The sequence below is a fragment of the Micromonospora sp. NPDC052213 genome (genome assembly GCF_040679695.1).
Taxonomy (GTDB): Bacteria; Actinomycetota; Actinomycetes; order Mycobacteriales; family Micromonosporaceae; genus Micromonospora.
The window spans coordinates 1-17021 of sequence record NZ_JBFAVI010000149.1; the positions used below are offsets into that span (position 1 = coordinate 1).

12 protein-coding genes are annotated in these 17021 nt (G+C 73.0%); 8 read left to right on the plus strand and 4 right to left on the minus strand.

Annotated elements, in window-relative coordinates; genetic code table 11:
* Positions 1-1221: FAD-dependent oxidoreductase (locus tag AB0L34_RS26420; protein WP_363707521.1), on the minus strand; the 1221-nt coding region annotated here is incomplete at its 3' end.
* Between the two features lie 154 nt (positions 1222-1375).
* Here AB0L34_RS26420 and AB0L34_RS26425 point away from each other — a divergent pair.
* The 7 genes from AB0L34_RS26425 (at position 1376) to AB0L34_RS26455 (ending at position 10980) form a co-directional block, all read left to right on the plus strand.
* A complete protein-coding gene (locus AB0L34_RS26425) occupies positions 1376-2953 on the plus strand; it encodes a helix-turn-helix domain-containing protein (protein ID WP_363707523.1) in 1578 nt (525 codons plus the stop codon).
* 217 nt (positions 2954-3170) lie between these two features.
* Positions 3171-4754, plus strand: coding sequence for a DHA2 family efflux MFS transporter permease subunit (locus AB0L34_RS26430; RefSeq protein ID WP_363707525.1), 1584 nt, complete (start codon positions 3171-3173; stop codon positions 4752-4754).
* A gap of 78 nt (positions 4755-4832) precedes the next feature.
* Positions 4833-5135 carry a GNAT family N-acetyltransferase gene (locus AB0L34_RS26435; RefSeq protein WP_363707527.1) on the plus strand — a complete coding sequence of 101 codons (303 nt, stop codon included), beginning with the start codon at positions 4833-4835 and terminating at the stop codon, positions 5133-5135.
* Positions 5136-5353: 218 nt separating this feature from the next.
* Complete coding sequence (locus AB0L34_RS26440; RefSeq protein WP_363707529.1) at positions 5354-6442, plus strand: PQQ-dependent sugar dehydrogenase; 1089 nt, start codon at positions 5354-5356, stop codon at positions 6440-6442.
* Positions 6443-6649: 207 nt separating this feature from the next.
* Entirely contained in the window at positions 6650-8044 is a 1395-nt protein-coding gene (locus AB0L34_RS26445) for an FAD-dependent oxidoreductase (RefSeq protein ID WP_363707531.1), read from the plus strand.
* Positions 8045-8119: 75 nt separating this feature from the next.
* Positions 8120-9490, plus strand: a complete 1371-nt coding sequence (locus AB0L34_RS26450; RefSeq protein ID WP_363707533.1) for a PQQ-binding-like beta-propeller repeat protein — start codon at positions 8120-8122, stop codon at positions 9488-9490.
* A 266-nt stretch (positions 9491-9756) separates the two neighbouring features.
* A complete protein-coding gene (locus AB0L34_RS26455; RefSeq protein WP_363707535.1) occupies positions 9757-10980 on the plus strand; it encodes a multidrug effflux MFS transporter in 1224 nt (407 codons plus the stop codon).
* Between the two features lie 52 nt (positions 10981-11032).
* Here AB0L34_RS26455 and AB0L34_RS26460 read toward each other — a convergent pair whose 3' ends face one another.
* From AB0L34_RS26460 to AB0L34_RS26470, 3 genes are all read right to left on the minus strand, one after another.
* Positions 11033-13933 carry a M48 family metalloprotease gene (locus AB0L34_RS26460; protein ID WP_363707537.1) on the minus strand — a complete coding sequence of 967 codons (2901 nt, stop codon included), beginning with the start codon at positions 13931-13933 and terminating at the stop codon, positions 11033-11035.
* Positions 13933-14469 (minus strand): hypothetical protein, encoded by a 537-nt coding sequence (locus AB0L34_RS26465; RefSeq protein WP_363707539.1) that lies wholly within the window; start codon positions 14467-14469, stop codon positions 13933-13935. Before AB0L34_RS26465 ends, AB0L34_RS26460 begins: the two co-directional genes overlap by 1 nt.
* 160 nt (positions 14470-14629) lie before the next feature.
* Positions 14630-15505: an amidohydrolase family protein gene (locus AB0L34_RS26470; RefSeq protein WP_363707541.1), complete on the minus strand. Its 876-nt coding sequence runs from the start codon at positions 15503-15505 to the stop codon at positions 14630-14632.
* Positions 15506-15618: 113 nt separating this feature from the next.
* Here AB0L34_RS26470 and AB0L34_RS26475 point away from each other — a divergent pair, with 113 nt between their 5' ends.
* The gene (locus AB0L34_RS26475) at positions 15619-16851 is read left to right on the plus strand and encodes a M20 family metallopeptidase (protein ID WP_363707543.1); all 1233 of its coding nucleotides are present in this window, start codon (positions 15619-15621) and stop codon (positions 16849-16851) included.
* Positions 16852-17021 lie beyond the last annotated feature (170 nt).

A 17021-nucleotide genomic window follows, 5' to 3' on the forward strand; every position in this document is an offset into this window, starting at 1 on the left:
CACCATCATCTGGCTGGCCGAGCCGTGGACCGACGCCAAGCACCGGGTCGTCCAGGCCCACATGCCGTGGCCGCCGGCGGCGAACACGCGCGGCGAGCGGGTCCGGCCGATCAGGGGCAGGCCGTCGGGGGTGCAGGGCCGCGCGCCCACCCACTCGTCGGCGCGGGCGTCGAGGTCGGCGCCCCGCAGCAGCGGCCGCGCGGCTTCGGCGATGGCGGAGATGCGGCGCCGGTCGAGCGGCGCCTCGGCCCTGCGGAACTCCATCATCCCGGCGACGCGCAGCCGGTCCCCGAGGGGCGTGCAGGCGACGCGCTGCGCGGGGAAGTAGACCGGACCGGCCGGCATGTGCTCGATCGCGACGCTGAAGCTGTACCCGCGGCCGGCCTGCACGACGGTCCGGACGCCGAAGCGCCGACCCAGCTCACCGAGCCAGGTGCCGGTCGCCAGCACCACCGCGTCGTAGCGCTCGTCCGTGCCGGCGGAGGTGACCACCCGGACCCCGGTGCCCTCGTCGCGGATGTCGGTGACGTCGGCGCCGGCGACGATCGACGCGCCGCGGGCGCGGACGGAGTCGGCGAGCGCGTGCACGTACTGCCCGGGGTTGATGTACCGCTGGTCGTGCAGGCGGATGGCGGCGCCGACGTTGTCCGACAGCGACGGCTCCACCTCGCGCGCCTCGGCCCCGGTCAGGACGTCGAACTCGATCGCCTGGCCGGCGGAGTGGATGTGCGCCAGCTCGTCCAGCAGGACCGACCGCTCGGCCTCGGTCCGGTACGCGGCCATGAACGACTTCGCCTCGTGCGTCATCGCCCCGACCCCGCCGGCAGCCAGCGCGTCGAACGACTCCAACGCGCGCCGGTTCATCGGGATGAACGCCCGCATCGCGGTGCGCCACTTCGACGGGGTGCTGTGCCGGGCGAAGCCGGTCAGGAACCGCAGGAGCCGGGCGTCGGCGCGCGGCGGCACGTAGACCGGCGACGACGGGCTCAGGACGGCCCGCAGCCCGTAGCGCAGCACCGCCGGCTCCGGCAGGGGAGTGGTGATGCCGGGGGTGAGCCAGCCGGCGTTGCCCCACGACGCGCCCGCCGCCACGCCGGTACGGTCGAGCACGGTGACCTGGACGCCCCGTTCCTGCAGGAACCAGGCGGTGGCCAGCCCGACCATCCCCGCGCCGACGACGGCGACGCGCTGGGGGGCGGGGGCGGACTCGATCGGGGGCATCGGTTTCTCTCCTTCAGGGCAACCGGTCTCTCCTTCGGGGCGACCGGGATCGCGCCCATCCTGTCCCCGACCCGCCGGTACGTCATTGTTCCGGCAGGCCAAGGCTTGTCCCGACGATTGGCCGGAGCGAACAAGGACGAGGCACAATCTGTTCGTGATCACCGTGGCTGGCGTGGTGGACGCGGTCGGCGCCGCGTTGCTCAAGGTCGTCGTACCCGCCGACGAGGCCGAGGTCCGCGACGTGACCCTCGCCGAGGTCGACGAGGCCACGAGCGGCCAGAGCGGCGACCTCGTGCTCGGTGCGGGCATCGGCACCCCGGAGCAGGCGCTCGCCGTCGTCGCACGCTACGCCGAAGCGGGGGCCGCCGGCCTCGTGCTCAAGCCTCCGCTGGCCGGGCACCCCGCCGTGACGGCGGCCGCCGCCGAGCGGCGGCTGACCCTGGTCGAGCTGCAGAGCCACGGTTCGTGGGCCCAGCTCGTCTGGCTGCTGCGCGGGGTGATCGACCGGGCCGTCGCGCCCGGCCCGGCCGACACCGGGGAGACCGGGGTGTACGACGAGCTGTTCGCCCTCGCCGACGCGACCGCCGCCGTGGTCGACGCGCCGGTGACGATCGAGGACGCCCAGTCCCGGGTGCTGGCGTACTCGTCACGTCAGGACCGCACCGACCCGGCGCGCGTCTCGACGATCGTCGGGCGGCGCGCCCCCGGCAACGTGGTCGCGCACTTCCGCTCCCGGGGCGTCTTCCGCAAACTGGCGACCGGCAGCGAGCTGATCTTCGTGCCGCAGGGGCCCGACGGGACGCTGCCCCGGCTCATCATCCCGATCCGGGCCGGGGGCGAGCTGCTCGGCTCGATCTGGGCCGTCGTCGAGGGCCCGGTCCCCGCCGCGCGGCTGCGTGACCTCCAGGGCGCGGCGTCCGTGCTGGCGCTGCACCTGCTCCGCCTGCGGGTGCAGGCCGACGTCGCGCGCCGGGTGTCGGCCGACCGGCTGCGGGCCGCCCTGCGGGCGCCCGGTCGGATGGGCCGGGAGGAGTTGGCGCTGCCCGAGGGCCCGTGGCGGGTCGTCGGGCTCGGCGCGCACGGCGGCACGGGGGAGATGGTGGACAACCTGGCCATGTGGGAGTCGATCACCCGTCGCCACGGGTGGCGCCAACCGCTGATCGCGGACGTCGGCGACGTCCTGTTCGCCGTCCTGGTCGACGACGGCGAGTCGCCCGGTTCCCGGCGCTGGATGGAGCGGCTGATCCGCGACATCGCCGTGCACGACCCGGGCCTGTACGCCGCGTCCGGCGGCGTCGCCAGGAACCTGACGGACCTGCCGCGCTCCCGGGCCGAGGCGGCGGAGCTGCTCGCGCTGCACGGCCCGGCCCGGCAGCGGGGACCGGTGCTGCGGTTCGAGGACCAGTGGGCGGAGGTGGTCGTGCACCGCGTGGTCCGCGCCGTGCCGAGCGCCGACCTGCTGGTCGGCGGGCCGCTGCCGGACCTCGTCGCCCATGACCGGCAGCACGGCACCGACTACGTCGCCACCATCGCGGCCTGGCTGGAGCAGCAGGGCGACCCGAAGCGGGCCGCCCGGCAGTTGCACGTGCACCCCAACACGCTCCGGTACCGCCTGCGCCGCCTCGCGGAGGTCGTCGCCGTCGATCTGGAGTCGCCGCGTACGCGGTTGGCGTTGCAGATCCAACTCGCGGCGCTGGGTCCCGCGCCGGGCGCGCCCCACCCGACGGCATAGCGGGACCGCTTTCAACGTTCTGGGGTGGGCCTTTCGGCGCGACTTGTGCGGAGTGACGTCGGCCTCGACAGCCGGAAATCCGGAAGCCGAATGTCACCGCCGGTCGTTAGTCTGCCCGCGGACATCGCTGCGCACGTGACAGCGCGCGCCGGGCCGTGCCTACCGGAACCGGCGCCTGGCCAGCTCCCGCTGGCCCCAACGGGGATCAGGAGACTTTGTGACACAGCAATCCATCGCGACCTCGGACAAGCTCGACGGAGCGGTCCTCAAGGTGGCCGGGGTCGTCGTCCTCGGCGCGATCATGTCGATCCTGGACGTGACGGTCGTCAGCGTCGCCCTGCCGACCTTCCAGCGCGAATTCGACGCGACCTACGCCGAGGTCGCCTGGACGATGACCGCCTACACGCTCGCGCTCGCCACGGTGATCCCGCTCAGCGGCTGGGCCGCCGACCGGTTCGGCACCAAACGCCTCTACATGGTCGCGCTGGCCCTGTTCACGATCGGGTCCGTGCTGTGCGCCACAGCCGACACGATCGGGCAGCTGATCGGCTACCGCGTGCTACAGGGCCTTGGCGGCGGCATGCTCATGCCGATCGGCATGACGATCATGACCCGGGCGGCCGGACCTAACCGCATCGGCCGGCTGATGGCCGTCCTCGGCATCCCGATGCTGCTCGGGCCCATCGGAGGCCCGATCCTCGGCGGCTGGTTGATCGACACGGCGAGCTGGCACTGGATCTTCCTGATCAACCTGCCGATCGGTGCCATCGCGCTCGTCTACGCCGCGCTGGCGCTGCCGAAGGACGCCCCCGAGCCGTCCGAGTCGTTCGACTTCGTCGGCATGCTGATGCTCTCGCCGGGCCTCGCCCTGTTCCTCTACGGCGTCTCCACGCTGCCCGAGGCCGGCACCTTCACCGACCCCGAGGTGTGGGCGCCCATGCTGGTCGGCGGCCTGCTCGTCGTCGCGTTCGTCCTCTACTCCTTCAAGCCCCGGCACCCCCTGCTCGACCTGAGGCTGTTCGCCAACCGCAACCTGACCATCGCGTCGGTGACCATGTTCGTGTTCATCATCGCGTTCATGGGCGCCGGCATTCTGTTCCCGAGCTACTTCCTGCTGGTCCGCGGCGAGTCGACGCTGGCCGCCGGCCTGCTGATAGCGCCGCAGGGCATCGGCGCGATGATGACGATGCCGGTGGCCGGGATGCTGGCCGACCGGGTGCCCGTCGGTCGCACCGTGCCGTTCGCGCTGGTGCTCATCGCCGCCGGGTACTTCACCTTCACCCAGCTCGACGCCGACACGTCGTACTGGTTGCTCTGCGGGTCGCTGTTCGTCATGGGCCTCGGCATGGGCGGCACCATGATGCCGATCATGACCTCGGCGCTGAAGACCCTGAACGCCCACGAGGTCGCCCGCGGCTCCACGCTGGTCAACATCCTCCAGCAGATCGGCGGGTCCGTCGGCGCCGCGGTGATGTCGGTGATCCTCACCAACGAGCTGAACGGCTCGCGACCGATCCCCGGCGTGACCGACCCGAGCGGCGAGCCGGTCACCGAAGCCGGCCTCGCCACCGCCGTCCAGCAGCAGCCGGAGCTGGCCCAGCAGTTCCCCGTCGACCCGTCGCTGATCGACCGCGGCCTCGACTTCGCCGCCGGTGCGTTCGCGAACACGTTCTGGATCGGGTTCGCGCTGGTGCTGGCCACGTTCATCCCGGCCGTGTTCCTGCCCCGTCGCCGCGAGCCGTCGCACCTGCTCGACGGTCAGCAGGGGGAGCAGGAGAAGGTTCCCGTCCTCCTGCACTGACCCGCGCCGGGCGGGGCCGTCGGGTGCACCCCGGCGGCCCCGCCCGTTCCGTGGACTGCTCCGTGATTGGATGGCCTGGTGCAGTACACCGTGACAGACGCGCCGGAGCGGGAGCGTTTCGAGGCGCGGGACGAGACCGGAGCGCTGGCCGGTGTCGTCACCTACCAGCTGACCGGCACCATCATCGCCTACACCCACACCGAGGTCGACGCGGAGTTCGAGGGCCGGGGAGTGGCATCGACCCTGGCCCGAGCGGTGATGGACGACGCCCGCGCCAGAGGCCGGACAGTGGTGCCCATCTGCCCGTACCTCAGCGGATGGCTGGAGAAGCACCCCGAGTACGACGCCATCGTGACCCGGTCGACGCGCAAGGTGAAATAGCCGGCCCGGGCCACCTCGCCGACAGCCGAGCGAGACCGCCCCGCGGGCTGGGGTCCGTCCCGGTGCGTCGCCTGACGGCCGCACACGCGGCGTCTCCGTGACGGGCGTCGCGGTGACGGTCCCGAGACGGCGGGACGAGGACAGTGGTGTCGCGCTCGCCTGTCCCTGGCGGGCGACGCCGGCATCAACTGGCGTGTGTCGAAGACCCGGGGTACGCCATGAGAAGACGCAGCCTTGTCGCCGGTATCGCCCTCGTCGTCTGCGTCAGCGTCGCCGGGCCGCCCGCCACGGCGACCGCTCACGAGCCCACCGGCGAGCGCGGACTCGGCTGGCGCGGATTCGACTTCACCCGACCGGAGACCGTCGCCACCGGCCTCGAAGCGCCGTGGGGGCTGGACTTCCTGCCCGACGGCAGCGCGCTCGTCACCGAGCGGAACAGCGGGCGGGTCCTGCGGGTACGCCGTGGGTCGGCCCCGCAGCAGGTCGCGCAGATCTCGGGGGTCGTCGCGGCGGGCGAGGCCGGCCTGCTCGGGTTGGCCGTCTCGCCCCGCTACCGCACCGACGGATTCGTGTACGTGTACTTCACCTCCGGCACGGACAACCGGATCGTCCGCTTCCGGCTCACCGCGCCGCAGGTCCAGCAGCCGGTCCTCACCGGGCTCGCGCGGTCCGGCGCGCACAACGGCGGGCGCATCGCGTTCGGCCCCGACGGGCTGCTCTACGCGGGCGTCGGCGACGCCGGCCAGCCGGCCACCGCCCAGGACCCGTCGCACCGCAACGGCAAGATCCTGCGGATGCGGTCGGACGGCAGCGTGCCGTGGAGCAATCCGACCGCCGGGTCCCTGGTCTACAGCCTCGGTCACCGCAACGTGCAGGGCCTGGCCTGGGACTGGCGGGGCCGGCTCTACGCGACCGAGTTCGGCTCGAGCCGCTTCGACGAGGTCAACCGCATCGTGCCGGGCGGCAACTACGGCTGGCCGGTGGTGGAGGGAGTGGCCGACGACCCGCGCTTCCGCGACCCGATCGTGACCTGGACGCCCGCCGAGGCGTCGCCCAGCGGCGCGGTGATCGTGGGCAGGACACTCTACGTCGCGGCCCTGCGCGGCGCCCGGCTGTGGGTCGTACCGCTCGACGGGACCGGCACGCCCACCGCGCAACTCGTCGGCACCTACGGCCGGCTGCGCGCCGTCGCGTACGCACCGGACGGCTCCCTGTGGGTGACGACCAGCAACCGTGACGGCCGGGGCGTTCCCGCGGCAGGCGACGACCGGATCCTGCGGTTCCCGCCGCGCTCCTGGTGGCGGTGACGCCCGCGCCCCGACCCGGGCACGCGTTCGTCATGGTCGCGCAGGCGCACCGAGGACCGGTTGGTGGGCGACCTGCCGGGGCGGCGCCCGCTGCCTGTGCGACCATCGACGAGCGTCATGTCGGCCGGTCCGCCCCGTGGGCCGCGTACGCGCAGCCCGCTCGGCAGGCGCGTGCGCGGCACCTCTCGTACCCCCTTGGAGGGCACGATGCCCCTCTCCTCGACGAAGGTCTTCGCCGCGTTGAACGCCGTGCGACCAGCCGCCCGGCAGTCTCCGGTCATGGGCAGGGCCGTCGTGGTCGGCGGCAGTGTCGCCGGCCTGCTGGCCGCCCGGGTGTTGTCCGACCACGCGGAGAGCGTCGTCGTCGTCGACCGGGACGACCTGCATCTGACCGGCGGTCGGCGGGGCGTGCCACAGGGGACGCAGTTGCACGCGCTCCTGCCCGGTGGCTTCCTCCAGCTCGAACGACTGTTTCCTGGCTTCCGCGACGAGGCGCTGGCCCAGGGAGCGATCGAGGCTCCCCCCGGGACCAGACGCGCCTACCTCGACGGCCGGCTGAAGGTTGTCGTGCCCGACGACGCCGACAGCCTGGCGGGCACCCGACCGCTGCTGGAGGGCCTGATCCGTCAGCAGGTGCTTCGACTGCCCAACGTCAAGACGGTCGTGGCCCGCGCCACGGGTCTCGTGTTCGACGGTGGCGCGGCCACCGGCGTCCGCTGCGACGTCGGCGGGGTGCCCGGCGTCGAGAGCGGTGACTTCGTGGTGGACGCCATGGGGCGCTCGAGCAGGCTGTCCGAGTGGCTGGAGCATGCCGGCTGGGACCGCCCCGTCACGCGGCGGATGACCGTGAACCTGAACTACGCGACGGCCCTGTTCCGACGCCGGGAGCCGGCTCCCGACCTCACGGTCGTCATGGCGCTGCACAGTCCCGGGACGTCGCCGGACGTGGCCGGTGCCGCGGTCTTCGCCGTCGAGGACGGCCGGTGGATGGCGATGATGGCCGGGTACGGCGACAACCGCCCGGGAAGCACCGCCGAGGATTTCGTGCGGCGGCTGCGGGACCAGTTCCCACCGGAGTTCGGTGACGTCGCCGGGAACGAGATGCTCGGCGACGTCCGGACCTACCGCCATGCCGACAGCCGGCGGCGGGACTTCCACGCGCTCAAGCGGTTCCCGGCCCGGCTGGTGAGCGTCGGCGACGCGGTCGCGTCGTTCAACCCGGTGTACGGGCAGGGGATGACCGCGGCGGCCCTGCACGCGGCCTGCCTGTCGGCGTACCTGCGGTCACGGCCGGATCCGGGCCTGCCCGCGCGCCGGTTCTTCGACTGGCAGAGGGTCGTGGTCGACGCCGCGTGGTCGACGTCCACCTCCGCCGACCTGGCCCTGCCGCACGTCGACGGGCCCTACCCGCGCGGCCACCGCTTCTCGAGTTGGGTCAGCCGGCAGATCGTCACGGCGACCGTCACGGACGTGGCGGTCGCGCGGCGGTTCAACGAGGTCGTCTCCATGCGTGCGCATCCGAGGTCGCTGGCCACACCGGGCGTGGTGCTGGCCGCCCTGCGCGCCAACCGTCGGCACCCTGACCGCGCCACCTTCCGGTAGTTCCGGCGTCACGCCTTCTCCGGGTGCGGGCGGGTCCTACGGTGGGGCCTTCGCCGCCGATCGAGGGAGAGACCGTTGTCACCGTCGTACCGCCTGCCCCGATGGAGCCTTGCCGGAGCGGCCCTGAGCCTGGTCCTCGGGCTCGCCGCGTGCGCCGGGCCTCGGGCGGAGCCGCCGGAGCAGCCTGCGCCGCAGGTCGAGGCGAGCCAGGAGACCCTACGGGGCCGGGGCAGCCGGCCGGGGCAGGAGGGCCCCGACCCGGTCTGGTCGGTGTCGGTCAACCGGCTCGTCGATCAGCTGGCGCAGATCGGCCAGCTGATCATCGTGCCCGACGAGCGGGAACTCCGGGCGGTGGACCGGTCCACCGGGCAGGACCGGTGGCGCCATCCGTTCCCGACGAGCTATCAGTACGCGGTCACCGACGGTCTGATCGTCGCGAGCGCCAGCGACGGAGGACCGCTGGAGGTGCTCGACGCGGTCACCGGCGCCACCCGCTGGCGGGCCGAGGACACCCAGGACGTCATCGTCCAGCAACAGGTCGTCTACAACAAGGAGTGCGTGGGCACAGGGCAGTCGGCGAAGTGCGTGGTCATTGCCCGGGACGTCCGGGACGGCCGTCAGCTCTGGAAACTGGCCGCCGACCGGTTCGCCCGGGTGACCGACGTCGCGCTCGGTGCGCGTATTCCGTATGCCCCGCCCACCGGGCGGTACGTGGCGGTGCGGCTGAGCGCGTCCGCCCCTACCTACACGGCAGTCGCGACCACCACCGGCAAAGCTGGGGCCGGGCGGTTGCCGAGCCGGGCCTGGTACGGCTTCGTCGCAGGCGACCTGCTGGTGACCACCGACAACGATCCACCCCGGGGTGATCGGCAGTGCACCGTCAGCATCGACACCGTCAACGCGGCAACCGGTGCCAGAGGCTGGTCCGGTGAGGTCTTCAGCGGGCGTAACGAGGATGGTGAGTGCGTCAAGCGGTTGACGAACCATCAGAGCGGGCTGGTCCTGATCGGGGCCGGCACCCGGCTCGTCGCGGTCAGCGCGACCGGCCGGCCACAGTTGGTGGACCTGCGCAACGGCAAGGCGGAGTGGGAGGGTGCCACCGCCGGCGTACCGATCGACGGGGACGACCGGTCCGTGCTGGTGCGGCGCAGCGCCGACGAGGGTGAGCTGGAGCTGCTCGACATGACCACCGGCGCGTCGCGGTGGACCGCGCCGGATCCGGGGCTCTCCGGTGGGTCGGCGAGTTGGCGGTCGACCGTGACCGGACGGCTCGTGGCGGTCAGCGGCGCGACGGGCCACCGGCCGTTCGTGATCGTCTACGACGTGCCGACCGGCCGCCAACTCGGCCGTTACCCCGGTTGGCTCGCTGGCGCCGGGGACAACTGGGTCGCGGTGAGCCAATCCGGGGGATCGGACGGGATCATCCTGGACCTGCACACGTTCTGAACCGGTCCGTCCGGCTGGCCGCGTTCGTTCATCTGGTAGGCGACGTCCGGTCTCTGCTGGTTGGCCGCCGAGCAGAGAGGCCGCTGTGTGATCTTCGTTGCGTCCTGGTCCGCCGGGGAATGAGATCACCCGGATCGGGATTTGGAGCCAGTTATGACTTCTGCACAGTCCCCGCGGCTGCGGGTCGACCGGTCGGAAACGATCCGATGACCGCTACCGTCGATACTCCCGCTGGTCCCGCTGCCTCGGGGACGCCGGGTGACCTGATGAGCGCAAGGCAACGCCTGCGGCTCGTCCTCGTGCTCGGGTCGCTGATCGCGGTGGGTCCGCTGACCATCGACATGTACCTGCCCGCGCTGCCCGCGATCGTCGCGGATTTCCAGACCACGTCGGCGGCGGTCCAACTCACCCTCACCGGCACGCTGGCGGGCCTCGCCGTCGGCCAGTTGCTGATCGGCCCGCTGTCCGACGCCGTCGGGCGGCGCGTGCCGCTGATCGCCGGTATCGCGCTGCACGTCGTGGCGTCGGTGCTCTGCGTCCTCGCACCGAACATCGCGGTACTCGGTGTGTTGCGGGTGGTGCAGGGCCTCGGCGTGGCGGCGGCCTCGGTGGTCGCGATGGCCGTGGTCCGCGACCTGTTCAGCGGCGCGGCCTTCGCCACGCTGCTCTCCCGGCTGCTGCTGGTCATGGGGGCGGCGCCGATCCTCGCCCCGACCCTCGGCGGCGGGTTGCTGCGCTGGACGGACTGGCGCGGCGTGTTCGTGGCCCTGGCGGTCCTCGGGGTGCTGCTCGTCGTGGTCGCCGCGCTCGGGCTGCGCGAGACGCTGCCGGCGGACCGGCGCCAGCGCGGCGGGGTGGTCGCGACGGTTGTCGTGTACGGCTCGCTGCTGCGGGACCGCACGTTCGTGGGCCTCGTCCTGGTCGCCGGGCTCGCCATGGCGGCGTTGTTCGCCTACGTGGCCGGGTCGTCGTTCGTCCTGCAGGAGCAGTACGGGCTGAACGAGCAGCAGTTCGGGCTGGCCTTCGGCGCGGGCGCGGTGGGGCTGATCGCGGCGACGCAGTTCAACGTACGGCTGCTGCGCCGCTATTCGCCGCAGCGGATCCTCGTCGTCGCCCTGGCTGTGGGAACGGGCGCCGGTGTGGCGCTGCTCGCCTTCGCCGCGACGGGGCTCGGCGGTCTGCCGAGCCTGCTGGCGTCGTTGTGGGTGGTGCTCGCCGCGGCGGGGCTTGCGATGCCGAACGCGCCGGCCCTGGCCCTGTCCCGGCACGGGGAAGCGGCCGGAACGGCATCGGCTCTGCTCGGCGCGGTGCAGTTCGGCGTCGGCGCGCTGGCCGCGCCCCTGGTGGGCGTGCTGGGCACGGGCGCGGTCGCCATGGCCCTCGTGGTCGCGGGTGGCATGGTGGCGGCGATGGTGGTCCTGCTCGTGGTGGTGCGGCCGTCCCGGCTCGCCGAACTGGAACCGGCGGCGGTGGCCGTGGCAGCGCACTGAGGAGCTGCCGTGTTTCGTGGCCGGGCGGCGGTCGCGTCGCCGCCCGGCGCTGTCACGGGCGCTTCAGGCCGCCGTCTCGCAGCACCACGTCGGTCCGGTCGAGCAGCGACGTGAGGGCGTCGCTGGCCTTGGCGATGCTGTCGTCTGATGCCGTGAAGAGGGCGGCATCCCCCTGGTCCAGCGATTGTTGGCACTCCTGACTGCCCTTTGCCGCTTGTTCGATGAACCGGCGCCAGAGCACCTGGCCCTGAGGGTCGGGCACCCGGAAGTAGCGGTCGGCGTCCCGCGCGACCTGACCGATGTCGGCACAGATCGGCCGGAACGTGGCCGGGTCGATCTCGGCACGTGCGCTGTTCGCGGCGTCTGCGGCGTCCGCGGCCTGGATCTGTGCCGTACCGAGGCGTTCGAGGGCGACGGCGTAGCGCATTACCAGGTCGCCTGCGCCGAGGTTCTTCCACGCGAGCACCTGCATGGCTCTTGTCTCGGCGGACACCGCCGGCGGCTCACCAACGGGCACCATGAGCTGCACGTTGGCCGCGGCCTCACGTTTCGAGGAGCGCTTCATGTCCAGCAGGCTCGCTTCCTCCAGCACGGTGACCCCCACCGCGGCGGCGCACAACACACCGACGCACAGCCGTCGGGCGACCAGCCCGCCCCGTCCTTCCCTCGCCGGACGCGCCTCGGCGGCGTGGTGCCCTCCAGGTGTCCACACCCGGCGGATCGCGGAAACGGTTGCGGCCGCGATGACGGCGGTGACCGCGGCGACCACGAGAACCTGGCCCGCGAGAAGCTGGACCAGCGGCCAGGCCGCGGCCGGACGCCACTGGCAGGACGACGCCAGGGTGTTCAGCAGCGGAACGCACCCGTCGAAGGACAGGAGGACTAACCACCCGCCGAGGCCGATCAACGCCGCGAGCTCGGCGGTGATGATCGCGATGAGCAGCCGGTGACGACTCGCGACCACGCTCGCGGCGACGGCGGCTGCCGTGGCCGCCGTCACCAGGGCCACCAACACCCACCCCTCGTAGATCCAGAGGTACAGGCCGCCCCGCTGCCCACGCGGTGGTTGCCAGGAATGCATGTACGCCGCCGCGCCCGCGACGGCCACCCAGCCCGACACCCCACCCAGCGTCGCGACTCCGAGCATCCCTCGCAGCGGCGGCAGCTCCACAGGTGGCTCCGCCGCGGCCGGCTCCCGCAGCGCGCCGGGCACCCAGCGGAGCGTGGCCGTTGCCCGTCGGCTCGTCCAGGCCAGCAGCGGCACGGCCCACAGGGCCGCGACCATCGGTAGGACGAGGGGCTGGTCCAGGCTGTGCAACAGCGGGTGGACGATGCCGATCACGCTGGCCGCGGCAGGATGGTCGGCCACCTCGCCGGGGTAGTCGCGCTCCAGCAGGGCACGCGTGTCGAACGCCGGCCCGTTCAGGTACTGGGAGCCCCACTCGCGCCACCACGTGAACCATGCCGACAGCACAAGGCACGCGGATGCCAACCCCGCCAGCATCACCGGCCGGATCGTCCGGCCCGGCCACGCCCTGAGCCACAGGTGGGCGCACTGCGCGACCCACGAGGTTAACGCCGCCCCGGCGAGAACCACCAGCACCAGGATCGCGGGGCGTTGGGGCAGCCACTCGGTGAGCACGATGTCGTTCAGCACCAGCTCGCCGGCCGTCATCCCCGTCCCCAGCCACAGCCCTGCCCGCAGGCCGGAGGGCACACGCCGTCCGGTGAGCACGGCATGGGCCACGGCCCGCCACAGGGCGACCCCCACCAGCCCGGTGACCAGCCCCGCCGCCGCGACAGCCGTCACCTGGCCGAGCCACGGGCGGGTCAGATCGGACATGCTCAGGTACAACCGCACCTGGGAGTTGATCAGAGTCGCGGCGACCCCGGTCAGGAACATCGGCAGCGACCGCAGACCGAACAGCACCGCCGGATCGTCCAGCGCCTCTCGGCGCAGATCCCATCGCGGATGGGTGCGCCACAGCTCGACGAACGAGGCGCCCAGCCGCCTCAGTCTCCCCTCGGGCGGGCCCGGGGTCGCCACCGCCCAGGGGCGGGGGTCGGCACCCCACCGCGCCGCGGCCAGATCGGCGTAGATCTCCCGGCTGCGCAACACGTCCGACCGCGCGAGATGGATCAGCGCCACCAGGAAGGCCGCCAGCACGAGGCTACGTGTCGCGAACGGCACCGCGCCGGGCCACTCCGGCGACCACGGCCCACCCGGGAACGCGATGATCCACCACACGACGTAGGGGAGGAGCACCACTGCCAGGAACACCCGCCACACCGCGACGGTGGCGTAGGCGAGGGTGACGTCGCCGTTGCGGATGTGGGCGAACTCGTGCAGCAGCACCGCCCGGAACGCCTCCGGATCGGTGGCCCTGCGGGCGAGCAGCCCACCGTGCAGGCACACCGTCGGCCGGCGGTTGCGGCCGAACACCACCGCCCCGGTCGAGGCCGCCGCCGGATCCACGACGACATTCGGCGTACGGGCCAGCCCAGCCGACGCCGCCAGACTCTCCACGGTGCGCAGGATCTCGCCGTCCCGGTCGATCGCCGTCAGCGGGACGACCCGGCCACGCCGCGCCTTCCAGAGATGCACGCACCAGAACAGCACACCGGCCAACACCACCAGCAGAGCCGGCCACGCCAGGCGGATCCACCACGGCAGCGGTCGCTCATGGCGGGCGATGCACGCCTCGTAGGCATCCGCGTTGGCCAGGAAGCTGGCCTCGCCGGCCGCGCTGTAGGCGTCGTTGGGATCCATCCCGGTGGCGAGCAGACAGGCGAAGCCCTCCACGCCGTCGGTGTCGGAGAGCCACGCGGTGACGTTGGCCGTCATGGTCGCGCTGCTCACCAGCAGCAAGACCACCAGCAGCGCGAACCGCACGGTCGTGCCGGCACCCATCGCCCGCTCGTCGACCCGCGACCGGGCAGGCTCGGCGACCATCACGCCCTGTCCGCGGGCCCGGGCCTGTCCGGGCTCACGGGCTCCGGCACGGGTGCCGCCGGCGCGGTCAGCGCCAGCCGGGTCACCAGCGCGTCGGCGATCGCCGTGGCCCGCTCGTCGTCCAGGCCGCGCTGCACGGCGACCTCCAACACCCGTTGCCGTACCTCGCCGAGTTGCTCGCGGGTCAACGCGGGGATCTCCGCGGGCGCGGCCCGCCGGCGAAAGACCTTGCGCAGTACGGCTCTCGTCCCCTTGGCCGCGCCATCGACGGCCGAAGCGGCAGCCCGGTCGGCGAGCTGCTGCACGACCAGCCACACCACCGGGGTCGCCAACGCCACGACCTCGCCCCACCCGAAACCCAACGGCTCACGCCGCCTGCCCCGGGTGCCCAACCGCCGCACCACCGTGGCGTCGTCGAACGCGACCAGCCCGTCCACCAGAGGCAACTCCTCCGGGGCGACCGAGGCCACCACGTCCCGGACCACCTCGCGCACCCTGACCCCGCCGGCCGCGCCTTCCTCGTCAGTAGTGGTCACCACACCTCCCCGAGCCGCCCGGAAACCGGGCGCCAATGACATGGGCACATGTGCATGTGTATCCGTACGGTGCCACTCGCCGGCCGGTCCCGGGAGCGGGTGGGAGCTCCTGACGGAATGATGGTGTGCGTTTCCCCGGGATGTGCGGACCGTTCTGGTTCTACATCTGACGGTCGGCGGCGGGGCGGCCGGTGGGCGCCGAGGCGGTGCGCTGGTCCAGGGCGCGCAGGAGGTTGGCGCCGAGGACGTCGTCCCGTTCGGCGGCGGAGAGTTCGTCGAGGCCGACCGGGTGCAGGGTCTGGGCGAACGACACGTGGTCGAGGCTGGGCGGGAAGTCCGAACCCCAGTACAGGCGTCGGGTGCCGAAGTGCGTCAGGAGCAGCTCGACGAACGGTCGTGCCGCGTCGTGCGGGTAGCCGTGGGAGGGCTCGCTGACGGCGTACAGCCCGGAGATCTTGACTCCGACGTGGGGTAGCCGTGCCAGGTGGGTGAGGGGCGTGAGGATCTCCCGTGCCTCGTCGCCGGTGGGCACCACGGGCTGCGTGCCGGGCAGCCCGAGGTGGCTGAACAGGATCGTGCACCCGTCCAGGGCGGCGAGGGCCGGGCCGAGCCGGTCGGTCGCGGCGGGTGTGGCGTTCAGGCTGAGCAGCGCGGCGGTGCTGTTCAGTGCCGCCGTGTGGCGCGCCAGCCAGTCGCCGAAGCGGTCCGCCGAGGTCGGGTCGGCCAGGTAGGCGGCGATGCCCACGAAGCCCGCCGACCACCAGCGGTCGAGCGAGTCTCCGTCGGTTGGTCCATCTGGTGGGACGTAGGCGACCGGCGCGATCCAGTCGTGCGCGGCGGCGAGGGAGGCCAGGTGGCGGTTGTTCCCGGCGAAGCCCGCCTCGCCTTCGTAGCCGATCACCAGCGACCGGACGATGCCGTGTTCGCGGCGTAAGCCTTGGTAGACGGCCAGTTCGTCGCCGCCGGCAGGGGAGCGGCCGTAGCGGCCGGGGTAGCCGGCGGCGAACAGGTGCAGGTGGGCGTCGGCGCGTTGCATGGTTCGGACCCTAACGCAAATTTCGCCTGGCCATTGACGCGGAGACACCCCTGACTTAGGTTCTTGTCTCAATTAGGTCCGGATTACGTTGGCGCGAGCGAGGAGTGAGCCGGGTGACGCTGCCAGGCGACGAGGTTGATGAGCTGGTACGGCTGCGGCGTCAGCTTCACCGGCACCCCGAGCTGCGGTTCACGGAGCGGCAGACCGCAGCTACCCTGGAGCGCCTGCTCGGGCCACTCGGCCGGATTCGCACCGGAATTGCCGACACCGGCGTGGTCCTGGAGATCGACGGTGGTGCCCCGGGGCCGACGGTCCTCCTTCGGGCCGATATGGACGCCTATCCCGTGCAGGACAGCAAGCAGGAGCCGTACGCGTCCCGCAATCCGGGCGTGTGCCACGCCTGCGGGCACGACGTGCACATGACCGTCGCCTACGGCGTCGCCGCCCGGCTCGCCGCGGACCCACCCGCCCGGGGCGCGGTGACCGTGCTGTTCCAGCCCGCCGAGGAGATCCCGTTCGGCGCCGACTCGGGAGCCGCCGCGGTCCTGGCCGACGAGGCGTTCCGCGACCGCCGGTTCGACGCCGTGCTCGGGCTGCACTGCTGGCCCGACCTGCCCGCGGGAGCGGTGGGGATCGACCGGGCGACCGCGATGGCGGCCAAGGACGCGTTCCGCGTCGAGGTGCTCGGGCGGGCCGCGCACGCCGCCACCCCGGCGCTGGGCCGGGACGCCATCCTCGGCCTGACCGCCATGGTGTCCACGTTGCACGCCGCCGTCTCCCGGTCCCGCAACCCCGACGAACTGGTCGCCTTCAACATCGGCACGATCGCCGGGGGAGCGAGCCAGAGCCAGGTCGCCGAGCGGGCCGAGGCCACCGGGACGCTGCGTACCCACGATCCCGTCGTGCGGGAGCGGCTGAAGGAGGTCATCGAACGCGTCGCCCGCCAGCAGGCCGCCGCGCTCGACCTCGGCGTACGGTTCACCTGGGCCAACGAGATGCCGCCGGTGCGCAACGCCCCGGAGGTGGTGGCTCTCGCGCACGCCGAGCTGTCGGGGCACGTCGACGTCGTCGACCTGCCGGTACCGCCCCTGACCACCGACGACTTCGCCCTGCTGGGCGCGCTCGGCCCGAGCCTGTACGTCAAGCTCGGGGTCACCGGCGAACGCGGTGGCGCGCCGCTGCACTCCGGCGCGTTCGACGTCGACGAGCGGTGCCTCGCGACGGGGGTCGCCGCCCTGGAACGCCTCACCCGGGCGGTCCTCGACGGTCGGCTCGCGGCGGAGGCACCGGCCCCGGTCGCCGGCGCGGGCACCGCGGCGACGCCGGCCGAGGCGGTGGCCCGGTGAGCGCCGGGCCGCGGGTGGCCGTGGTCGGGGCGGGCGCGTTCGGCGCCCGGCACGTCGCCGCGTACCGGTCGCGCGGGGGGAGCGGCTGCGCGGCGGTGCACACGGAAACCCCCCCCCCCCCGCGGGGCGGCGCCCCCCCCCGCACGCCGGGCCCCTCGGGCCCGCGCCGA

Coding starts and splice junctions, on each gene's coding strand:
- AB0L34_RS26445 (WP_363707531.1), top strand. CDS start 6,650: ATGCCCCTCTCCTCGACGAAGGTCTTCGCCGCGTTGAACGCCGTGCGA.
- AB0L34_RS26460 (WP_363707537.1), bottom strand. CDS start 13,933: ATGGTCGCCGAGCCTGCCCGGTCGCGGGTCGACGAGCGGGCGATGGGT.
- AB0L34_RS26470 (WP_363707541.1), bottom strand. CDS start 15,505: ATGCAACGCGCCGACGCCCACCTGCACCTGTTCGCCGCCGGCTACCCC.
- AB0L34_RS26440 (WP_363707529.1), top strand. CDS start 5,354: ATGAGAAGACGCAGCCTTGTCGCCGGTATCGCCCTCGTCGTCTGCGTC.
- AB0L34_RS26455 (WP_363707535.1), top strand. CDS start 9,757: ATGAGCGCAAGGCAACGCCTGCGGCTCGTCCTCGTGCTCGGGTCGCTG.